The organism is Arthrobacter sp. B2060 (assembly GCF_059090445.1).
Map to the genome: position 1 here is coordinate 298665 of NZ_JBNHFR010000005.1, position 15871 is coordinate 314535.

At 64.1% G+C, this 15871-nt stretch carries 15 protein-coding genes; 8 read left to right on the forward strand and 7 right to left on the reverse strand.

Features of this window, described 5'->3' with window-relative positions; genetic code table 11:
• Positions 1 to 158 precede the first annotated feature (158 nt).
• Both AC5RUM_RS11880 and rsrA read left to right on the forward strand, forming a co-directional pair.
• Positions 159 to 986, forward strand: coding sequence for a sigma-70 family RNA polymerase sigma factor (locus AC5RUM_RS11880; protein WP_494035152.1), 828 nt, complete (start codon positions 159 to 161; stop codon positions 984 to 986).
• Positions 983 to 1243 (forward strand): mycothiol system anti-sigma-R factor, encoded by a 261-nt coding sequence (gene rsrA / locus AC5RUM_RS11885; RefSeq protein ID WP_205655327.1) that lies wholly within the window; start codon positions 983 to 985, stop codon positions 1241 to 1243. The genes AC5RUM_RS11880 and rsrA overlap by 4 nt, the downstream gene beginning before the upstream one ends.
• Positions 1244 to 1335: 92 nt before the next feature.
• On the opposite strand, the gene AC5RUM_RS11890 is transcribed toward rsrA, so the two are convergent.
• From AC5RUM_RS11890 to AC5RUM_RS11910, 5 genes are all read right to left on the reverse strand, one after another.
• On the reverse strand, positions 1336 to 1410 hold the full coding sequence (locus AC5RUM_RS11890) for a 50S ribosomal protein bL37 (RefSeq protein ID WP_369299106.1): 75 nt from the start codon (positions 1408 to 1410) through the stop codon (positions 1336 to 1338).
• 109 nt (positions 1411 to 1519) lie between these two features.
• Positions 1520 to 2137 (reverse strand): PadR family transcriptional regulator, encoded by a 618-nt coding sequence (locus AC5RUM_RS11895; RefSeq protein WP_494035110.1) that lies wholly within the window; start codon positions 2135 to 2137, stop codon positions 1520 to 1522.
• Positions 2137 to 2964 (reverse strand): DUF4097 family beta strand repeat-containing protein, encoded by an 828-nt coding sequence (locus AC5RUM_RS11900; protein ID WP_494035111.1) that lies wholly within the window; start codon positions 2962 to 2964, stop codon positions 2137 to 2139. The genes AC5RUM_RS11895 and AC5RUM_RS11900 overlap by 1 nt, the downstream gene beginning before the upstream one ends.
• 88 nt (positions 2965 to 3052) lie before the next feature.
• A complete protein-coding gene (locus AC5RUM_RS11905; protein ID WP_494035112.1) occupies positions 3053 to 3652 on the reverse strand; it encodes a GDSL-type esterase/lipase family protein in 600 nt (199 codons plus the stop codon).
• 172 nt (positions 3653 to 3824) lie between these two features.
• Positions 3825 to 7634: a multifunctional oxoglutarate decarboxylase/oxoglutarate dehydrogenase thiamine pyrophosphate-binding subunit/dihydrolipoyllysine-residue succinyltransferase subunit gene (locus AC5RUM_RS11910; protein WP_494035113.1), complete on the reverse strand. Its 3810-nt coding sequence runs from the start codon at positions 7632 to 7634 to the stop codon at positions 3825 to 3827.
• 562 nt (positions 7635 to 8196) lie between these two features.
• Here AC5RUM_RS11910 and AC5RUM_RS11915 point away from each other — a divergent pair.
• From AC5RUM_RS11915 to AC5RUM_RS11935, 5 genes are all read left to right on the forward strand, one after another.
• On the forward strand, positions 8197 to 9606 hold the full coding sequence (locus AC5RUM_RS11915; protein WP_494035114.1) for a hemolysin family protein: 1410 nt from the start codon (positions 8197 to 8199) through the stop codon (positions 9604 to 9606).
• Positions 9603 to 10673 carry a hemolysin family protein gene (locus AC5RUM_RS11920; protein WP_494035115.1) on the forward strand — a complete coding sequence of 357 codons (1071 nt, stop codon included), beginning with the start codon at positions 9603 to 9605 and terminating at the stop codon, positions 10671 to 10673. Before AC5RUM_RS11915 ends, AC5RUM_RS11920 begins: the two co-directional genes overlap by 4 nt.
• Positions 10674 to 10848: 175 nt before the next feature.
• The gene (locus AC5RUM_RS11925) at positions 10849 to 11775 is read left to right on the forward strand and encodes a metal ABC transporter solute-binding protein, Zn/Mn family (protein ID WP_494035153.1); all 927 of its coding nucleotides are present in this window, start codon (positions 10849 to 10851) and stop codon (positions 11773 to 11775) included.
• Positions 11772 to 12587 carry a metal ABC transporter ATP-binding protein gene (locus tag AC5RUM_RS11930; protein WP_494035116.1) on the forward strand — a complete coding sequence of 272 codons (816 nt, stop codon included), beginning with the start codon at positions 11772 to 11774 and terminating at the stop codon, positions 12585 to 12587. The genes AC5RUM_RS11925 and AC5RUM_RS11930 overlap by 4 nt, the downstream gene beginning before the upstream one ends.
• Complete coding sequence (locus AC5RUM_RS11935) at positions 12587 to 13462, forward strand: metal ABC transporter permease (RefSeq protein ID WP_494035117.1); 876 nt, start codon at positions 12587 to 12589, stop codon at positions 13460 to 13462. The genes AC5RUM_RS11930 and AC5RUM_RS11935 overlap by 1 nt, the downstream gene beginning before the upstream one ends.
• A gap of 52 nt (positions 13463 to 13514) precedes the next feature.
• Here the strand turns inward: AC5RUM_RS11935 and AC5RUM_RS11940 are convergent, their stop codons facing one another.
• Positions 13515 to 14000: a Fur family transcriptional regulator gene (locus AC5RUM_RS11940; RefSeq protein ID WP_494035118.1), complete on the reverse strand. Its 486-nt coding sequence runs from the start codon at positions 13998 to 14000 to the stop codon at positions 13515 to 13517.
• A 94-nt stretch (positions 14001 to 14094) separates the two neighbouring features.
• Between AC5RUM_RS11940 and AC5RUM_RS11945 the strand changes: the two genes are divergently transcribed.
• The gene (locus AC5RUM_RS11945) at positions 14095 to 14751 is read left to right on the forward strand and encodes an MBL fold metallo-hydrolase (protein ID WP_494035119.1); all 657 of its coding nucleotides are present in this window, start codon (positions 14095 to 14097) and stop codon (positions 14749 to 14751) included.
• On the opposite strand, the gene AC5RUM_RS11950 is transcribed toward AC5RUM_RS11945, so the two are convergent.
• Entirely contained in the window at positions 14748 to 15830 is a 1083-nt protein-coding gene (locus AC5RUM_RS11950; RefSeq protein ID WP_494035120.1) for a PLP-dependent cysteine synthase family protein, read from the reverse strand. The two genes, AC5RUM_RS11945 and AC5RUM_RS11950, sit on opposite strands and share 4 nt — an antisense overlap.
• Between the last annotated feature and the right edge of the window lie 41 nt (positions 15831 to 15871).

Here is a 15871-nt window from a genome sequence, read left to right on the forward strand (position 1 = left end):
GGCTTCGCCGGGCCGGACGGCTGCGGAGTCCGGAACGCAGGATTGCGCTGGCCATGCAGAACACGTGAAGTGGAGATGGAGCTTTGACTTTGGTGAAAGACGCTGTGGGTTTGCGGGGACCAATCGACGTGGCCGACTTTGAGGTGCGTGAGTTCGGCATGCCGCAGGGGGAGTCAGCCGCTGTTTCCTATGGCGCCGGATCCCTTTCCGGAAGCGGCTCCGGGCCGGTCCGGCGGGTGACAGTAGACTTGAAGGCAATGAGCACCGTGGATCCGGCCGTAGAGGCCACGCAAGAGGACGCCGGGAACGGCGCCGAGGACATCAGCACCCCGCAGGCCGCGGCGCCGGCGGAGGAAATTGATGTCGCCGCCGAAAGCCCGGAAGAACGCCGGGTCCGGTTTGAGCGCGACGCCATGCAGTATGTTGACCAGCTGTACTCGGCGGCGATGCGGATGGCACGAAACCCGTCCGACGCGGAGGACCTCGTCCAGGAGGCCTACACCAAGGCCTTTTCTGCGTTCCACCAGTACAAGCCGGGCACCAATTTGAAGGCATGGCTGTACCGGATCCTGACCAACACGTACATCAATCTTTACCGGAAGCGTCAGCGTGAGCCGCTGCAGTCCAATTCGGACACCATCGAGGACTGGCAGCTCGCCCGGGCCGAGTCGCACACGTCGAGCGGGCTCCGTTCCGCGGAGGCCGAGGCCCTGGACCACCTGCCTGATTCCGATGTCAAGCGCGCGCTGCAGGAGATCCCGGAGGAGTTCCGGCTGGCCGTCTACTTCGCGGACGTCGAGGGCTTCGCGTACAAGGAAATCTCAGACATTATGAACACTCCCATCGGCACTGTCATGTCGCGGCTCCACCGCGGCCGAAAGATGTTGCGCGACATGCTGGCTGACTACGCCGCCGAACGGGGATTCAAAGCTGCTGCCGACCCCAATGCAGCAGCAGAAAGCAACAAACAGGAGAACAGGAAATGAGCGACTGCCAGGGATTGGGCGATTGCGACGACGCCCGGATGCAACGTATCTACGAGTATCTGGATGGTGCCCTGACCCGCAGTGACATTGCGGAGATCAAGCATCATCTTGATGAGTGTCCGGAATGCACGGAGCAGTATGACCTTGAGTGCGTCATCCGCAACATGGTCAAAAGGTCGTGCACCGAAGCCGCTCCGGCGAATCTGAAAAACGCGATCCTGGACAGAATCCACAACATCCGGCCAGTGGACGCCTAACGCAGGCCCGGTCCCTAATTTCTTAAACACAGTGCCCCCGCAACCGGCAGGTTGCGGGGGCACTGCGTTTAAGCTTCGGTTCAAGCCGTGGCTTAGGTGTTGGGGCGCTTCCCGTGGTTAGCGCCGCCACGCTTACGGTCACGACGTTTACGTGCACGCTTGCTCATAGCTGGCCTCCTTAATATCGGTACTCGAAAGAGCTGCCCTCAAGTCTCCCACATCAGGGGACGGGCCGCGAACCGGCGGCATTATGGGACGTGGGGGCGCCGGGCAAGCTTATTCCTTGAGGGAATTCCGGATCGAGATACGTGCCTGGTCGAGGACCGTCCTGACGGTCTCGAGCGTCACCGGTGTGATGGGCTGGGTGACTGCCTGCGTGCGGAGTTCCACGCGCAGGTCGTCCCTGAAGGCCTGAAGCAGCATTTCCGCTTCCATGAGCATTCGCTGGGCATCAGGGGAGTGCCGGGATGCGGCGGACGCGCGGGCGCCGGCCGGCGCGGCTCCCGACCGGGCGGCTTCCGCGGAGGCGGCCAGATCTGCCCGCAGGCCACGCATATTACTGCGGATGTCAGCGCGGAGGTCGTCCGCCAGCCTGCGTACCGAGGCCGAAATGTTCTTTTCCACGCCAGCGAGCTCGTCCCTCCGGCTGTTGAGCTCGGCCAGGCCGGCGGCTGTGATGCGGTAGTTGGTGCGCCTGCCCTCCGACTGCGTGGCTACCAGTCCCTCTTCCTCCAGCTTTCCCAGCCGCGGATAGATGGTGCCGGCGCTGGGGGAGTATGTGCCGCCAAACCGCTCGCTGAGCGCCTTGATCAGTTCATAGCCGTGCTTGGGGCCGGACTCCAGGAGGGCGAGCAGATAGAGTCGCAGAGCCCCGTGGGCAAAGACCGGTGGCATCAGAGCCCCGTTTCTGCATCCGCCGGAGCCGGGCTGTGGAAGATGGACGTCTTCCCGGATACCGAGTTGGTCCTAACCAGCATCAGTTTCGCGTCGGGACCGGTGATGGTCTGCACCGTACCTCCGGGCAGGACGTAATTTTGGTTGTCGATCACTACCGCCCCGCTGGCCGATTTGGCCACGATGTCGACGCCGACGTCGTGCGGAAGCCGAATGGTGAGGTCGCCGGAAACCGAGTTGGCCCCGAAATCGTGGGTGAAGTCCTGAAGGTCAAAGCTCATGTCGCCGCTGACGGTGTGGGCCCGGATGTTGGTGAACCGGCCCGACGCCGTGACCTCGCCCGAGACGCTCTTCGCCGTCAGCACGCCCCGGTGGTTCCGGGCTATGACTTCGCCGCTGACTGTGTTGACGTGGAGGTCACCGGACGTGCCGTCCGACATGACGGAGCCCGAGACGGTGTTGAGCCTGGTGTGGCCGCTAATTCCCGAAACCAGTCCGTCGCCGCTGACGGTTCCGGCCTCGACGTCGACGCCGGCGGGCAGGGCGATGCTGACCACCACCGAGTTGTCGCTGCTGTTGTTGACGGCGCCCATCAGGTTCTTGAACCAGCCCTGCGGGCCATGCAGCTGGTGCCTGACCTCCAGCCGGCCATTTGTCACCGACACCGCCAGCGGGTCACCGTGAACGTCCGACACCTCAATCCGGGCCACGTTTTCCGCATGGGTGACGATGTCGAACCGGCCGCGGACAATACCGAGCTTCAGCGACGAGACGCCGTCGACGTCGATGGTTTGCGGGCCGGTGACGGTCCAGGAACTGTCTGCCATGACTCCTCCAGTTGCGATATATCGTGACTATGCGCCAACCATACATCCGTCCCGTGCCGCGATCAAGATATATCGCAAGTGGGGCTCCTTAGTCCGGAGTGTCCACTCGCAGCCACTGGAACCAGCCCCGGTGGAGAACAAGCCAGGCCATCAGGCCGTAACCGGCCTGACCGGGAGTGCCGCCGTTTGCGGCCAGGTCCTGGCGCCACTGTTCATGGTTGAGCAGCGGCGTGAAGGTGTCCACGTAGAGATGCTTGCGCCGGGTGGTGACATCCGAGAACGCGGTGTTGAGTTCTCCGAGCCGGCGGTTTTGGGCAGGGTCCAGGGTGGGCGGCGGTCCTACGACAAAAACCTCAAGCCGCTTCTGGGTTGCGGAATCAAGGATGTTGGCCAGATTCAGCCTGCTCCGCGCAGTGGACAGGCCGAACTCCACATCGCGCCCCGACAGGCCAATGACCAGGCGGTTCTCATGCAGGTCGCTGAACCGGCGGCCGGCTTCCTCCAGCCAGCGGGCCGCCAGGCCCTCGGTGCCTTCCTGCGGACAGGGGAGGGCGTAGCTCTCAAGAATCATGCCGTCCTGTGGAGTGCGGGCAAGGACGCGGCCCAGCCAGCCCAGCGCGCGGGGATCCCCGAGGCCGGCCAGCAGTTCATCTCCAACAGCTGCGATGCGCAGCTTCCTGTCTTCCACTACTACCTCTTCACTTATATTGAGGGCTTGCCCTGAGTGCCGGGCATCCCTGCTCGACGGCCTGATCCGGATACTGTTCGGGCTTCCCCGGCTGTGTCCATTAACTCATGCCGATTAAACAGAACTGCCCGGCTGGAACGGTATGTCACCGTCCGGCCGGGCAGCTGTACTGCTACTTGCGCGCGAATGCCTGCTTCAGGAGCGAATCCTGCTCGGCAGCGTGCCGCTTCATGGAACCGGCGGCCGTGGACGCCGACGCCGGGCGTGAGACCAGGCGGATCTTGCGGTCCAGTGCCTGCGGCAGGTTCAGGCCCATAAACGGCCACGGACCCTGGTTCGCGGGTTCGTCCTGCGCCCAGACGACTTCGGCGTTGGGGTACTTGGCCAGTTCCGCTTCGATTTCCGCGTGCGGCAGCGGGTAGAGCTGTTCCACGCGGACGATGGCGGTCGTCTTGTCGTCCGTCTTCTGCCGCGTGGAGAGCAGGTCGTAGTACAGGCGGCCCGAGACGAGGAGGACGCGTTCGACGGCGTCCGCCTGCAGCTGTTCATGCTCACCGATGACCGGCTGGAAGCCGCCGGTGGTGAAGTCCTCCACGGCCGAAGCGGCAGCCTTGAGGCGCAGCAGCTGCTTTGGCGTGAAGATGATGAGCGGCTTGCGCGGACGGCTGTAGGCCTGGCGGCGCAGCAGGTGGAAGTGCGAGGCGGCCGTCGTGGGGTTGGCCACGATCATGTTTTCCTCGGCGCACAGCTGCAGGAAGCGCTCGATGCGGGCGGAGGAGTGGTCCGGCCCCTGGCCCTCGTAGCCATGCGGAAGCATCAGCACCAGTGATGAGCGCTGGCCCCACTTCTGCTCGGCGGACGAGATGAACTCATCGATGATGGTCTGCGCACCGTTGACGAAGTCACCGAACTGCGCTTCCCAGAGCACCAGGGCATCGGGCCGCTCCACGGAGTAGCCGTATTCGAAGCCCATGGCCGCGTATTCGGACAGCAGGGAGTCATAGATCCACAGCTTGGCCTGGTCATCGGAGAGGTTGCCCAGAGGCAGCCACTCGTTGCCGTTGGCGCGGTCGTGGAAGACGGCGTGGCGCTGAACGAAGGTGCCGCGGCGCGAGTCCTGGCCGGCGAGCCGTACAGGCACGCCCTCCATGATGAGCGAGCCGAAGGCAGCGATCTCGCCGAAGCCCCAGTCGATGCCGCCTTCGCGGGACATCTGCTCGCGCTTCTCCAGCAGCTGCTTGAGCTTCGCGTGGACGGTGAAGCCCTCGGGGATTTCCAGGTGTGCCTTGCCGATCCGGGCCAGCGTGTCGGCCGAAATCGCCGTGGACGCAGGGGCGTTGGTGCCGAAGTCCGACTGCTGGGCCTGGGGCCGCTCGATGTCCGACACAGCGGCGGAATCCGCCGTGATGATCGGGATCGGAGAAGTCTGCGCCGCATGGGTTTCGGCGAAGACCCGCTCGAGCCGCTCCTGGTAGTCGCGAAGCAGCTGCTCTGCCTCTTCCTCGGTAATGTCACCGCGGCCGATCAGGGATTCGGTGTAGAGCTTGCGGACCGAACGCTTGGCTTCGATGAGGTTGTACATCAGCGGCTGGGTCATCGAGGGGTCGTCGCCCTCGTTGTGGCCACGCCGCCGGTAGCAGACCATGTCGATGACAACATCCTTGTGGAACTTCTGGCGGAACTCGTAGGCGAGCTGGCCGATGCGGACCACAGCCTCGGGATCGTCGCCGTTCACGTGGAACACCGGTGCCTGGATCATCTTGGCGACGTCCGTGGAGTAGGTGGAGGAGCGGGACGCGGACGGGGCGGTGGTGAAGCCGACCTGGTTGTTTACCACGACGTGGATGGTTCCGCCGGTGCGGTAGCCGCGCAGCTGGGAGAGGTTGAGGGTTTCAGCCACGACTCCCTGGCCCGCGAAGGCAGCGTCACCGTGGACCATGATGGGCAGCACGGGGAAGGCCTCGCCCTGGTCCAGACGGTCCTGCTTGGCGCGGACGATGCCTTCCAGCACGGAGTCCACGGCCTCGAGGTGGGACGGGTTGGCGGCCAGGTAGACCTTGGTCTCGTTGCCGCTGTCCGACGTGAACGTGCCCTCGGTGCCCAGGTGGTACTTGACGTCGCCGGAACCCTGCACGGAGCGGGGATCCTGGGTGCCCTCGAACTCGCGGAAGACCTGAGCGTAGGTCTTGCCGGCGATGTTGGTGAGCACGTTGAGCCGGCCGCGGTGGGCCATGCCGATGGCAACCTCGTCCAGTCCGTCGTCGGCCGCATCGGAGATGATGGCGTCAAGCAGCGGAATCAGGGACTCGCCGCCCTCGAGGGAGAAGCGCTTCTGGCCGACGAACTTGGTCTGCAGGAACGTCTCGAAGGCCTCTGCGGCGTTGAGCTTGGAAACGATGCGCAGCTGCTCTTCACGGCTCGGCTTGGAGTACGGGTGCTCCAGCTGGTCCTGGAACCACTTGCGCTCGGCAGGCTCCTGGATGTGCATGTACTCGATGCCCGTGGTGCGGCAGTACGCGTCGCGGAGCACGCCGAGGATGTCGCGGAATGTCAGCTGCGGTTTGCCGCCGAAGCCGCCGGTGGGCCATTCGCGGTCCAGGTCCCACAGCGTGAGGCCGTAGGTGAGGACGTCGAGGTCCGGGTGCTTGCGCTGGACGTACTCGAGCGGATCGGTGTCCGCCATGAGGTGACCGCGCACGCGGTAGGAGTGGATCAGCTGCTGGATCCGGGCAACCTTGTTGATCTGGTCCGACGGGTCCACCTGGAGGTCGGGGCTCCAGCGCACCGGCTCATAGGGGATGCGCAGGGATTCGAAAATCTCGTCGTAGAAGTTCTGGGCACCGAGGAGGAGCTGGTGGACCAGCTTGAGGAACTCGCCGCTGCCTGCGCCCTGGATGACCCGGTGGTCATAGGTGGACGTCAGCGTCAGGACCTTGCTGATGGCGTTGTGCGCAATGATCTTCTCGCTGGCACCCTGGAACTCGGCAGGGTAGTCAAGGGCGCCGACGCCGATGATGGCGGCCTGGCCCTTGGACAGGCGGGGAACAGAGTGCACGGTGCCGATGCCGCCCGGGTTGGTCAGCGAGACCGTGGTGCCCTGGTGGTCCTCAGCGGTCAGCTTGCCGTTGCGGGCACGCTTGATGAGGTCCTCGTAGGTGTGCCAGAACTCCGAGAAGTTGAGGGTCTCAGCCTTTTTGATGTTCGGCACCATAAGCAGGCGTGTGCCGTCAGGCTTCGGCATGTCGATGGCGATGCCGAAGTTCACGTGGGCCGGCTGGACGGCTACGGGCTTGCCATCCACTTCGTCGTAGTACACGTTCATCGAGGGGAACTGGCGGAGCGCCCGGATGACCGCGTAACCGATCAGGTGGGTGAAGGAGACCTTGCCGCCGCGTGCGCGGGCCAGGTTGGAGTTGATGACGACGCGGTTGTCGATCAGCAGCTTGGCCGGAATCGCCCGGACGGATGTGGCGGTGGGCACCTCGAGGCTGGTGACCATGTTGGTTGCAATGGCCTTGGCTGGACCGCGAAGGACGGAGACAACGTCTTCCTCCGGCGCGGTTGGCGCCTTCACGTTCTTGGGGAGCTGCGCCGGAATGGGCTGGGCGCCCGTGCCCGCCTCGGCCTTCTTGGCGCCGTCGCGGGCCACCGTCGCCGGGGCCTTCTTCGCAGGTGCGGCCGGCGACGTTGCCGGCGCGGCTGCAGGTGCTTGGGGAGCAGGAGTTGCGGAAGCCGGGGCCTTGGCCGGAGCCGGGGGCGCTACAACCGGCATTTCGCGCGTAGCTGGGTGGGCCGGCGGCACTGCCGCGCCGGGGGCGCCGTTGGACGTCGGGCCGTTGCTGCTGTCGAAGGATTCGAACAGGGGCCACCATTTTGCATCGACCGTATTCTTGTCCTGCTGGTAACGCTCGTACAGTTCGTCAACGAGCCACTCATTTCCGCCAAATTCCTCTGGTAGACGGTGGCTAGGCTGCTCTGGCACTTGAAATACGCCTCTTCCATGAGTTTGAATTCCCTCTGGTTGCCAAGGTGCCACGGCACAACAATCGAACCAGTTTCTGTGTCCTATGAACCCAGACCTCTGCCAGTCTAGTTACGTTCGATGGTTAACCGCCAATAAGCGTGACCCAAATCATGTTGTCGCTGATTTGTGGCGTGGGTCCGGCAAAAATCCGGCCGAAACTGTGCGTTGGCAGTGGCCGTGGATGCTGTTCCGGAATCCCGCCAGCGGGCCGGGCCGGGGTCCGTTCGCACCGCCGAGCCCGCCTGTGCTCCTGTAGACTGCAATTCTTATGGACAGTAAATCTAGGTGCCGGCCTGGGGGCTGTCAGCGGAGCAACATCAGCGCTCCCGCACAGCCCACCCGCAGTGCCGGCAAACCCCGTTCACGATCCCGTCAAAGTCAGTCGCTGCACTTGGCCGGGACCTCCCTGAAAGCAGCGCAGGCCTCGGCCGACCATCCTCCGCCTGGCCGTTCGAAGCGCCCTGAGTGCCGCCCCGGCTCCCGGAGCCGCAGCGCCGTGCCGGCCCAGGCAGGCTGCTAAATGGAGTGGCTTCTTCTCGCAGCGGGTTTCCTGCTGATTTTCGGCACCGGCTTCTTCGTCGCCGTCGAATTCTCTCTCATAGCGCTTGACCAGCCCACGGTGCAGCGCGCCGTGGACGCCGGCGACGTCGCGGCAGTCCCGCTCCTTAAATGCCTGAAATCGCTGTCCACGCAACTGTCCAGCTGCCAGCTCGGCATCACCATGACCACCCTATTGACGGGCTATGTCATGGAACCGTCGGTCGGGGCGCTGCTGCATGCGCCGCTGGCTGTGCTGGGTCTCCCGGAAGCGGTGGCCAAATCTGTCTCCCTTGTACTCGCCATGGTGATCGCCACGCTGCTTTCCATGCTGCTTGGCGAGCTTGTTCCGAAGAACATGGCGATCGCCCTGTCGTTCCGTATTGGACGGGCATTGGCGCGGCCACAGCTGATGTTTACCGCCATCTTCAAGCCGGCCATCCTTCTCCTTAACGGATTCTCCAATAAGGTGCTGCATGTCTTCGGACTTGAAGCGAAAGAGGAGATCTCAGGGGCGCGGACGCCCGCGGAGCTTGCCTCCCTGGTCCGCAGGTCGGCGGCCATGGGGACCCTGGATCCGGGTACCGCAAACTTTGTGGCCCGGACCTTGAACTTCTCGGGCCGGACAGCGGCCGATGTGATGACCCCCCGCATCCGCGTCGAAACCATCGACGCCGACCAGCCCGTCTCGGATATCGTCGACGCCGCACGCCGCACCGGATACTCGCGCTTCCCGGTCATCGGCGATTCCGCAGACGACATCCGCGGACTGGTCCATGTGAAGAAAGCGATTGCGGTGCCCTCCGAACGCCGGCAGAACCTGGAGGCCGGCGCGATCATGACAGACGTTCTCCGCGTCCCGGAAACCATCCACCTCGACGCCCTGCTGGCAGAGCTGAAGGAAGGCAACCTGCAGCTTGCGGTGGTGCTGGACGAGTACGGCGGAACTGCAGGCATCGCTACCTTGGAGGACCTCGTCGAGGAAATTGTGGGGGAAGTGGCTGACGAGCATGACAAGGTTCGGCCGGGTCTGCTGCAGAGCGCTTCGGGAGACTGGTACTTCCCCGGCCTGATGCGGCCGGATGAACTGTCTGAACAGATTCCCGGACTCAGTGTTCCGGACGAAGCAGCCTATGAAACGGTGGGCGGCTACGTCATGAGCGAGCTTGGCCGCATAGCCTCAGTGGGGGATACGGTCACGGTGGGCGGTGGAACCCTCAGCGTCACCCGCATGGACGGCCGCCGGATCGACCGCATCTGCTTCAAGCCGGACCGCGAGCCCAGCGAGGGCTCCGCCGTCGACGCGTCCGCGGAGACCGGCCATTCCGGCAAGGGCTCGGTCAGGAATGGTTCGTCCAGGCACAGCCCCTCAAGGAATGGCGGAGCGGTATGAGCGACTGGGTTGGAATTCTCTGGCTGGTCCTGCTGCTGTTCGGCAACGCTTTCTTCGTGGCGGCCGAGTTTGCGGTTATGTCTGCACGGCGCAGCCAGATCGAGCCGCTGGCTGACGCCGGCTCGATGCGTGCCCACACCACCTTGCGGGCCATGGAGAACGTCTCGCTGATGCTGGCCTGTGCACAGCTGGGCATCACGGTCTGCTCCCTGCTGATCCTGCTGGTGGCGGAACCGGCCATCCACCACCTGCTGGCTGTTCCACTGGAGGCACTCGGCGTGCCCAAGGAACTTGCCGACGTCGCCGCCTTTGGCGTTGCCCTGATGGCGGTGACATTCCTGCACGTAACGTTCGGGGAGATGGTGCCGAAGAACATTTCTGTCTCCGTGGCCGACAAGGCCGCCCTGCTCCTGGCCCCGCCGCTCATGTTCATCGCCCGGATAGTGAACCCTGTGATCGTTACGCTGAACTGGTCGGCGAACCACGTCCTGAAGCTAATGCGGATCCAGCCCAGGGACGAGGTCAACTCCTCTTTTACCTTGGAGGAAGTCCAGTCCATCGTGCAGGAGTCAACCCGTCATGGACTGGTGGATGATGATGCGGGCCTCATTACCGGCGCGCTCGAGTTTTCGGAATACACTGCCGCGGATGTCATGGTTCCCCTGGAGCGTCTGGTCATGCTGAAAACCTCGGCGACGCCGTGCGAGTTTGAGAAGGCCGTGAGCCGTACCGGGTTCTCGAGGTTCCCGATGGTGGACGAAGACGACATGCTGTCCGGTTACCTGCACATCAAGGATGTGCTCTCGATCCCTGAATCCGGCTATCAGCATCCCATTGCCGAAAGCCGGATCCGGTCGTTGGCCAACCTCCCGCGCGACGCGGAGATTGAGACAGCCATGTCCGTCATGCAGCGTACGGGCTCGCACCTGGCCCGCGTGATCGGCCCCGACGGCCAGACAGAGGGGGTGCTGTTCCTGGAGGACGTCATCGAGCAACTGGTGGGCGAGATCCGCGACGCCACCCAGGCTAAGGGCATACGCCGTCTGGGGCAGCCCGATGGTGAATAGCAGGAGCGGAAGTTTCCTTCGGTCTCCCCTAAATAGGAATCATTCCTATTTAGGGGCTAGACTTGTGGGGTTGCAGATCCCGCAAAGCCGTACCCAGAACCGAGGTTTTCCCTTGCGCCGTACCCGACGTGTCCTCCGTACCTCCCTGACCGCAGCCGTAGCCTGTGCCGGCCTGATGCTGACAGCCTGCGGCTCCCCGGCAGCATCCTCTCCCAACTCCTCGGCGCCGGCTGAGGATGGCGTCTCCGTTGTCACGTCTACGGATGTGTACGGCGACATCGTCCAGGCCATTGGCGGCGACAAGGTAGACGTCAGGGCCATCATCACGAAATCGAGCCAGGACCCCCACTCGTATGAGGCCAACGCCCAGGACAGGCTCGCAATCTCCAAGGCGGACCTCATCGTGGAGAATGGCGGCGGCTACGACGATTTCATCCACAAGATGGCGGACGACAGCAAGATCCCGCACGAGAACATTGTCAGTGCCGTGGAAGTTTCAGGCCTCGCGCCGGAGGAAGCCGGCGGGCACTCGGAAAGCAGCAAAGACAGCCACGCACACGAGCACGGCGAGTTCAATGAACACGTCTGGTACAGCGTGCCGGCCATGGGCCGGCTGGCCGATGCCGTCGCCACCAGGCTCGCAACGCTCGCGCCCGGTTCGTCAGCAGAATTCACAGCGAATGCCGCTGCCTTCAAGTCGCGGCTGAGCGACCTGGAGGGCAAGCTCGCCGCGGTCAAGGCTGCCCACGGCGCCTCCCGCGTCGCGGTAACGGAACCTGTCCCGCTCTATCTGCTGGAAGCGGCCGGCCTGGAAAACCGCACCCCGGAAGAATATACGGCCGCCATCGAAGAGGGCAGCGATGTGCCCCCGGCGGTGCTGCGGGCCGCGACGCAGCTGGCGGCTTCGCCGGAGGTAAGCTTCCTCGCCTACAACGAACAAACCGAAGGCCCGCAAACAGAGGCCCTGAAAAATGCGGCCGAAAAAGCCGGTGTCCCGGTCGTTCAGTTCAGCGAAACCTTGCCCGACGGCAAGACCTACCTGGAGTGGATGACGGACAATGTTCAGAACATCGATAAAGCCTTGGAGACGAAGAAACGTTGAATCCAGTGATCAGCCTGCGGGAAGCTTCCCTGAAGTTTGGCAGGCGGGCACTCTGGGAAGACCTGAACCTGGACATCCACCCGGGGGAGTTCTTCGCGGTTCTGGGGCCTAACGGGAGCGGAAAAACCAGCTTCCTCAAAGTGCTGCTCGGGCTTCAGGAACTGCACTCCGGCACTGCTTTCCTTGGCGGGCATCCGGTGGAACGGGGGAGCCACCTTATTGGCTACATCCCGCAGCAGAAGCCTTTTCCTCCGGACACGCCCATGCGGGCGAGGGACCTTGTGGGGCTGGGCGTCGACGGCCACAGGTGGGGGATCCGGCTCGGAAACGCCAAGGCGGACCGCCGGATTGATGAACTGCTGGAGCTCGTGGGGGCCGCCGAATATGGCAAGGTCCCGGTGGGGCAACTCTCGGGGGGAGAGCAGCAACGGCTGCGGGTGGCGCAGGCCCTCGCCACCGACCCGAAAGTGCTGCTCTGCGATGAGCCGCTCCTTTCACTGGACCTGCATCACCAGCAGGCCGTCAGTGCGCTCATCAATGACCAATGCCACGAGCAAGAGAGCGCCGTGGTGTTCGTGACCCACGAAATCAACCCGATCATCGACTATGTCGACAGGATCCTTTACCTCGCCGGCGGCCGGTTCAGCGTAGGGACGCCCCACGAGGTGATGACCACCGACGTCCTGTCGGAGCTGTACGACAGCCACGTCGACGTGATCCACGCGAACGGACGGATCGTCGTTGTCGGATTGCCGGACGCCACTACGCACCACCATGACGATGCCCGCGCCGCGGCGGGGGATGGCGTCTGATGGATCTGGAAAGCATTCTGCAGTCGGTCTTCAACTTCGAAAACTACGGCGAGCTGCTGGTTCTCGTCCAGAACTCCCTCTGGGCCGGAGCGGTACTCGGCCTGCTCGGGGGCCTGGTGGGCACGTTCGTGATGAAGCGCGACCTCGCCTTCGCCGTCCACGGCATCTCAGAGCTGTCCTTTGCCGGGGCGGCCTTCGCGCTGCTCATCGGGGCCGATGTCGTATTCGGCTCCCTGATCGGTTCCGTGGCGGCAGCGCTGCTGCTCGGGTTCATGGGCGTCAGGGCACGCGACAAGAATTCGATCATCGGCGTAATCATGCCCTTCGGGCTGGGACTGGGCATCCTGTTCCTTTCCCTGTACGAAGGGCGGGCGGCGAACAAATTCGGCCTGCTTACGGGGCAGATTGTCTCGGTGGATACGGTGCAGCTGCAGGCCCTGGCCGGCACCGCCATGGTGGTGATGGCAGGCCTGATCGCTATTTGGCGGCCGCTGAGCTTCGCGAGCGTCGATCCTGAACTGGCGGAGGCGCGCGGCGTGCCCGTCCGCTTGCTTGCCCTGGTGTTCATGGTCCTTCTGGGCGTGAGCGTGGCGCTGTCGATCCAGATCGTGGGGGCGCTTCTCGTACTGGCCCTGCTGATTACGCCCGCCGCGGCTGCCCTGCGTGTCACGTCCTCACCGCGGCTGGTAGTGATCCTCAGCGTGGTGTTCGCCATGGTCGCGACAGTAGGCGGCATCCTCCTCGCCTTGGGCGGCCGCATTCCCATCAGCCCCTACGTGACAACGCTGTCTTTCGTGATCTACGTCGTGTGCCGGGTCATCGGCAGCGTCCGCGCGAAACGCGGGCTCAACGGCAGGGTCCTGCGGACTGCCTGACGGCCAGTAAGCCTGCGTCCAGTAAGCCCTCGTCCAGCTGCTGAGCGCCCTGTTATTCGGCCTGTTTCTCGCTCTGCGTGGTGTCGGCCTTCCGCGCCGAGCAGGCGGGGCAGAGGCCGTAGATCTCGACGGTGTGGGCCATCTCGGTGAAGCCGTGCTCCTGGGCTGTCTTGGCGGCCCAGGTCTCCACGGCAGGCGCTTCCACTTCCACGGCCTTGCCGCAGCTCCTGCAGAGGAGATGGTGGTGGTGCTCGGTGACGGCACACCGGCGGTAGACGGCCTCACCGTCTCCGTTGCGGAGCACGTCCACGAGGCCTTCGTCGGCAAGGGACTGCAGGATACGGTAGGCGGTGGCCAGGGAGACCGAGACTCCTTGGTTCTGCAGGATCCGGTACAGCTCCTGGGTACTCACGAAGTCATGCAGCTCATCCAGTGCGGCACTTACCGCCAGTCGTTGCTTCGTGACCCGTTGCTCTTTCCCGCCAGCCGCAACCAGAGGGGTCAGCGGCCTGCCTTCAGCGCTGGCGCCGTGTGGCATGAATGGACTCGCTTCGCTAAGGGATACTTGCGTGTTCAAGATTACCAGCCGGAGGCCCGTGGACACTTATCGGCCGGTTCCCTAGGCTGGCCGGATGAAGCTGACCAAATTCACGCACGCCTGTGTCCGTCTGGAAAAAGACGGACACGTCCTGGTCATCGATCCCGGCGGGTATTCCGAATCCGCCGAAGCGCTCGACGGCGCCCACGCCGTCCTCATCACCCACGAGCATCCGGACCATGTCGATGTGGCCGCGGTGACCTCGGCGCTTAAGGACAACCGCGAGCTGGAGCTGTTCGCACCGGGCGGTGTGGCCCAAAACCTCCGAAAGGAAGCACGCGATGCCGTGTCCCGCATCCACACGGTCGATCCCGGAACGTCCTTCGACGCCGCGGGGTTCGGGATCAGGAGCTTCGGCGGGCAGCATGCACTGATTCATCCGCACGTTCCCATAGTGGCCAACATCGGCTACCTCGTGGACGAAAACGTGTACCACCCCGGCGACTCCTTCATCATCCCGGACGGCATCAGCGTCAAGACTCTCCTGGTTCCGGTCCATGCGCCGTGGAATAAGGTCAGCGAGGTGGTGGACTTCGTCATTGGAGTACGCGCGCCGCGGGCGTTTCCGGTCCATGACGCGCTGCTCAACGGCGCGGGCCTGGAGCTCGTGGAAGGCCACGTCAAGCGGCTGGGTGCCAAATACGGCACGGAGTTTACCCATCTCTCCGCCCGGGAATCGGTGGACGTCTAAGCGTTCCAGACCCCGGAATCGAAAAACTCCCGGATGGTTCGCTCATGCGGCTCAGGGTCCAGCCCCTGCGCGGCGAGCCACGCCGGGCTGTAGTAGTTACCCGCATAGCGGTCGCCGCCGTCGCACATGAGCGAAACAATGCTGCCGCGCTGCCCATCGGCGATCATCTCTGCTATCAGCTGCCAGACTCCCCAGAGGTTGGTTCCCGTGGAGGGTCCCGCATGGAGCCCCGCCAGCCCGTGGAGGTGGCGCATGGCCGCGACGGACGCGGCATCGGGCACCTGGATCATGCGGTCGATCACTGCCGGCACGAAGCTGGGCTCCATCCGTGGCCGTCCGATGCCCTCGATCCGCGAGGGGCGGCCGGTACTGAAGTCTGCGGCTCCGCTGCGCCAGCCCGGGTAGAACGCCGAGTTCTCGGGGTCCACCACTGTCAGCCCCGTGTCATGCCGGTGGTAGCGGAGGTATCGGCCTATGGTTGCGCTGGTGCCGCCCGTTCCGGCGCCCACCACGATCCAACGGGGGACAGGATGCTCTTCCAGCGCGAGCTGCCCGAAGATGGATTCGGCGATGTTGTTGTTACCCCGCCAGTCTGTGGCCCGCTCGGCGTAGGTGAACTGGTCCATGTAATGGCCGTTGCTGGTCGCTGCCACTTCCGCGGCGGCCGCATAGACCTCGGAGGCATGATCCACCAGCAGGCAGGCGCCGCCGAACTGCTCTATCAGTTCAATCTTTTCGGGGCTGGTGGTGCGCGTCATGACGGCTATGAACGGCAGCCCCAACATCTGCGCGAAGTAGGCCTCGGAGACTGCGGTGCTGCCGCTGGACGCCTCCACAATGGTGGTCCCTTCCGTGATCCAGCCGTTCACCAGGCCGAACAGGAACAGGGACCGGGCCAGCCGGTGCTTCAGGCTTCCGGAGCGGTGCGTGGATTCGTCCTTGAGGTACAGCTGGACACCCCAGTGCTCCGGCAGCGGCACGGAATAAAGGTGCGTGTCCGCCGAGCGGTTGTTCTCAGCATTGATTTTACGGACGGCCTCGTCAGCCCATGCCCGGGCGCCGCTGGGTACTTTGCTCACCGCATCAGCCTACCGGCGGCCGGATTGATCGGCGGCTAGAG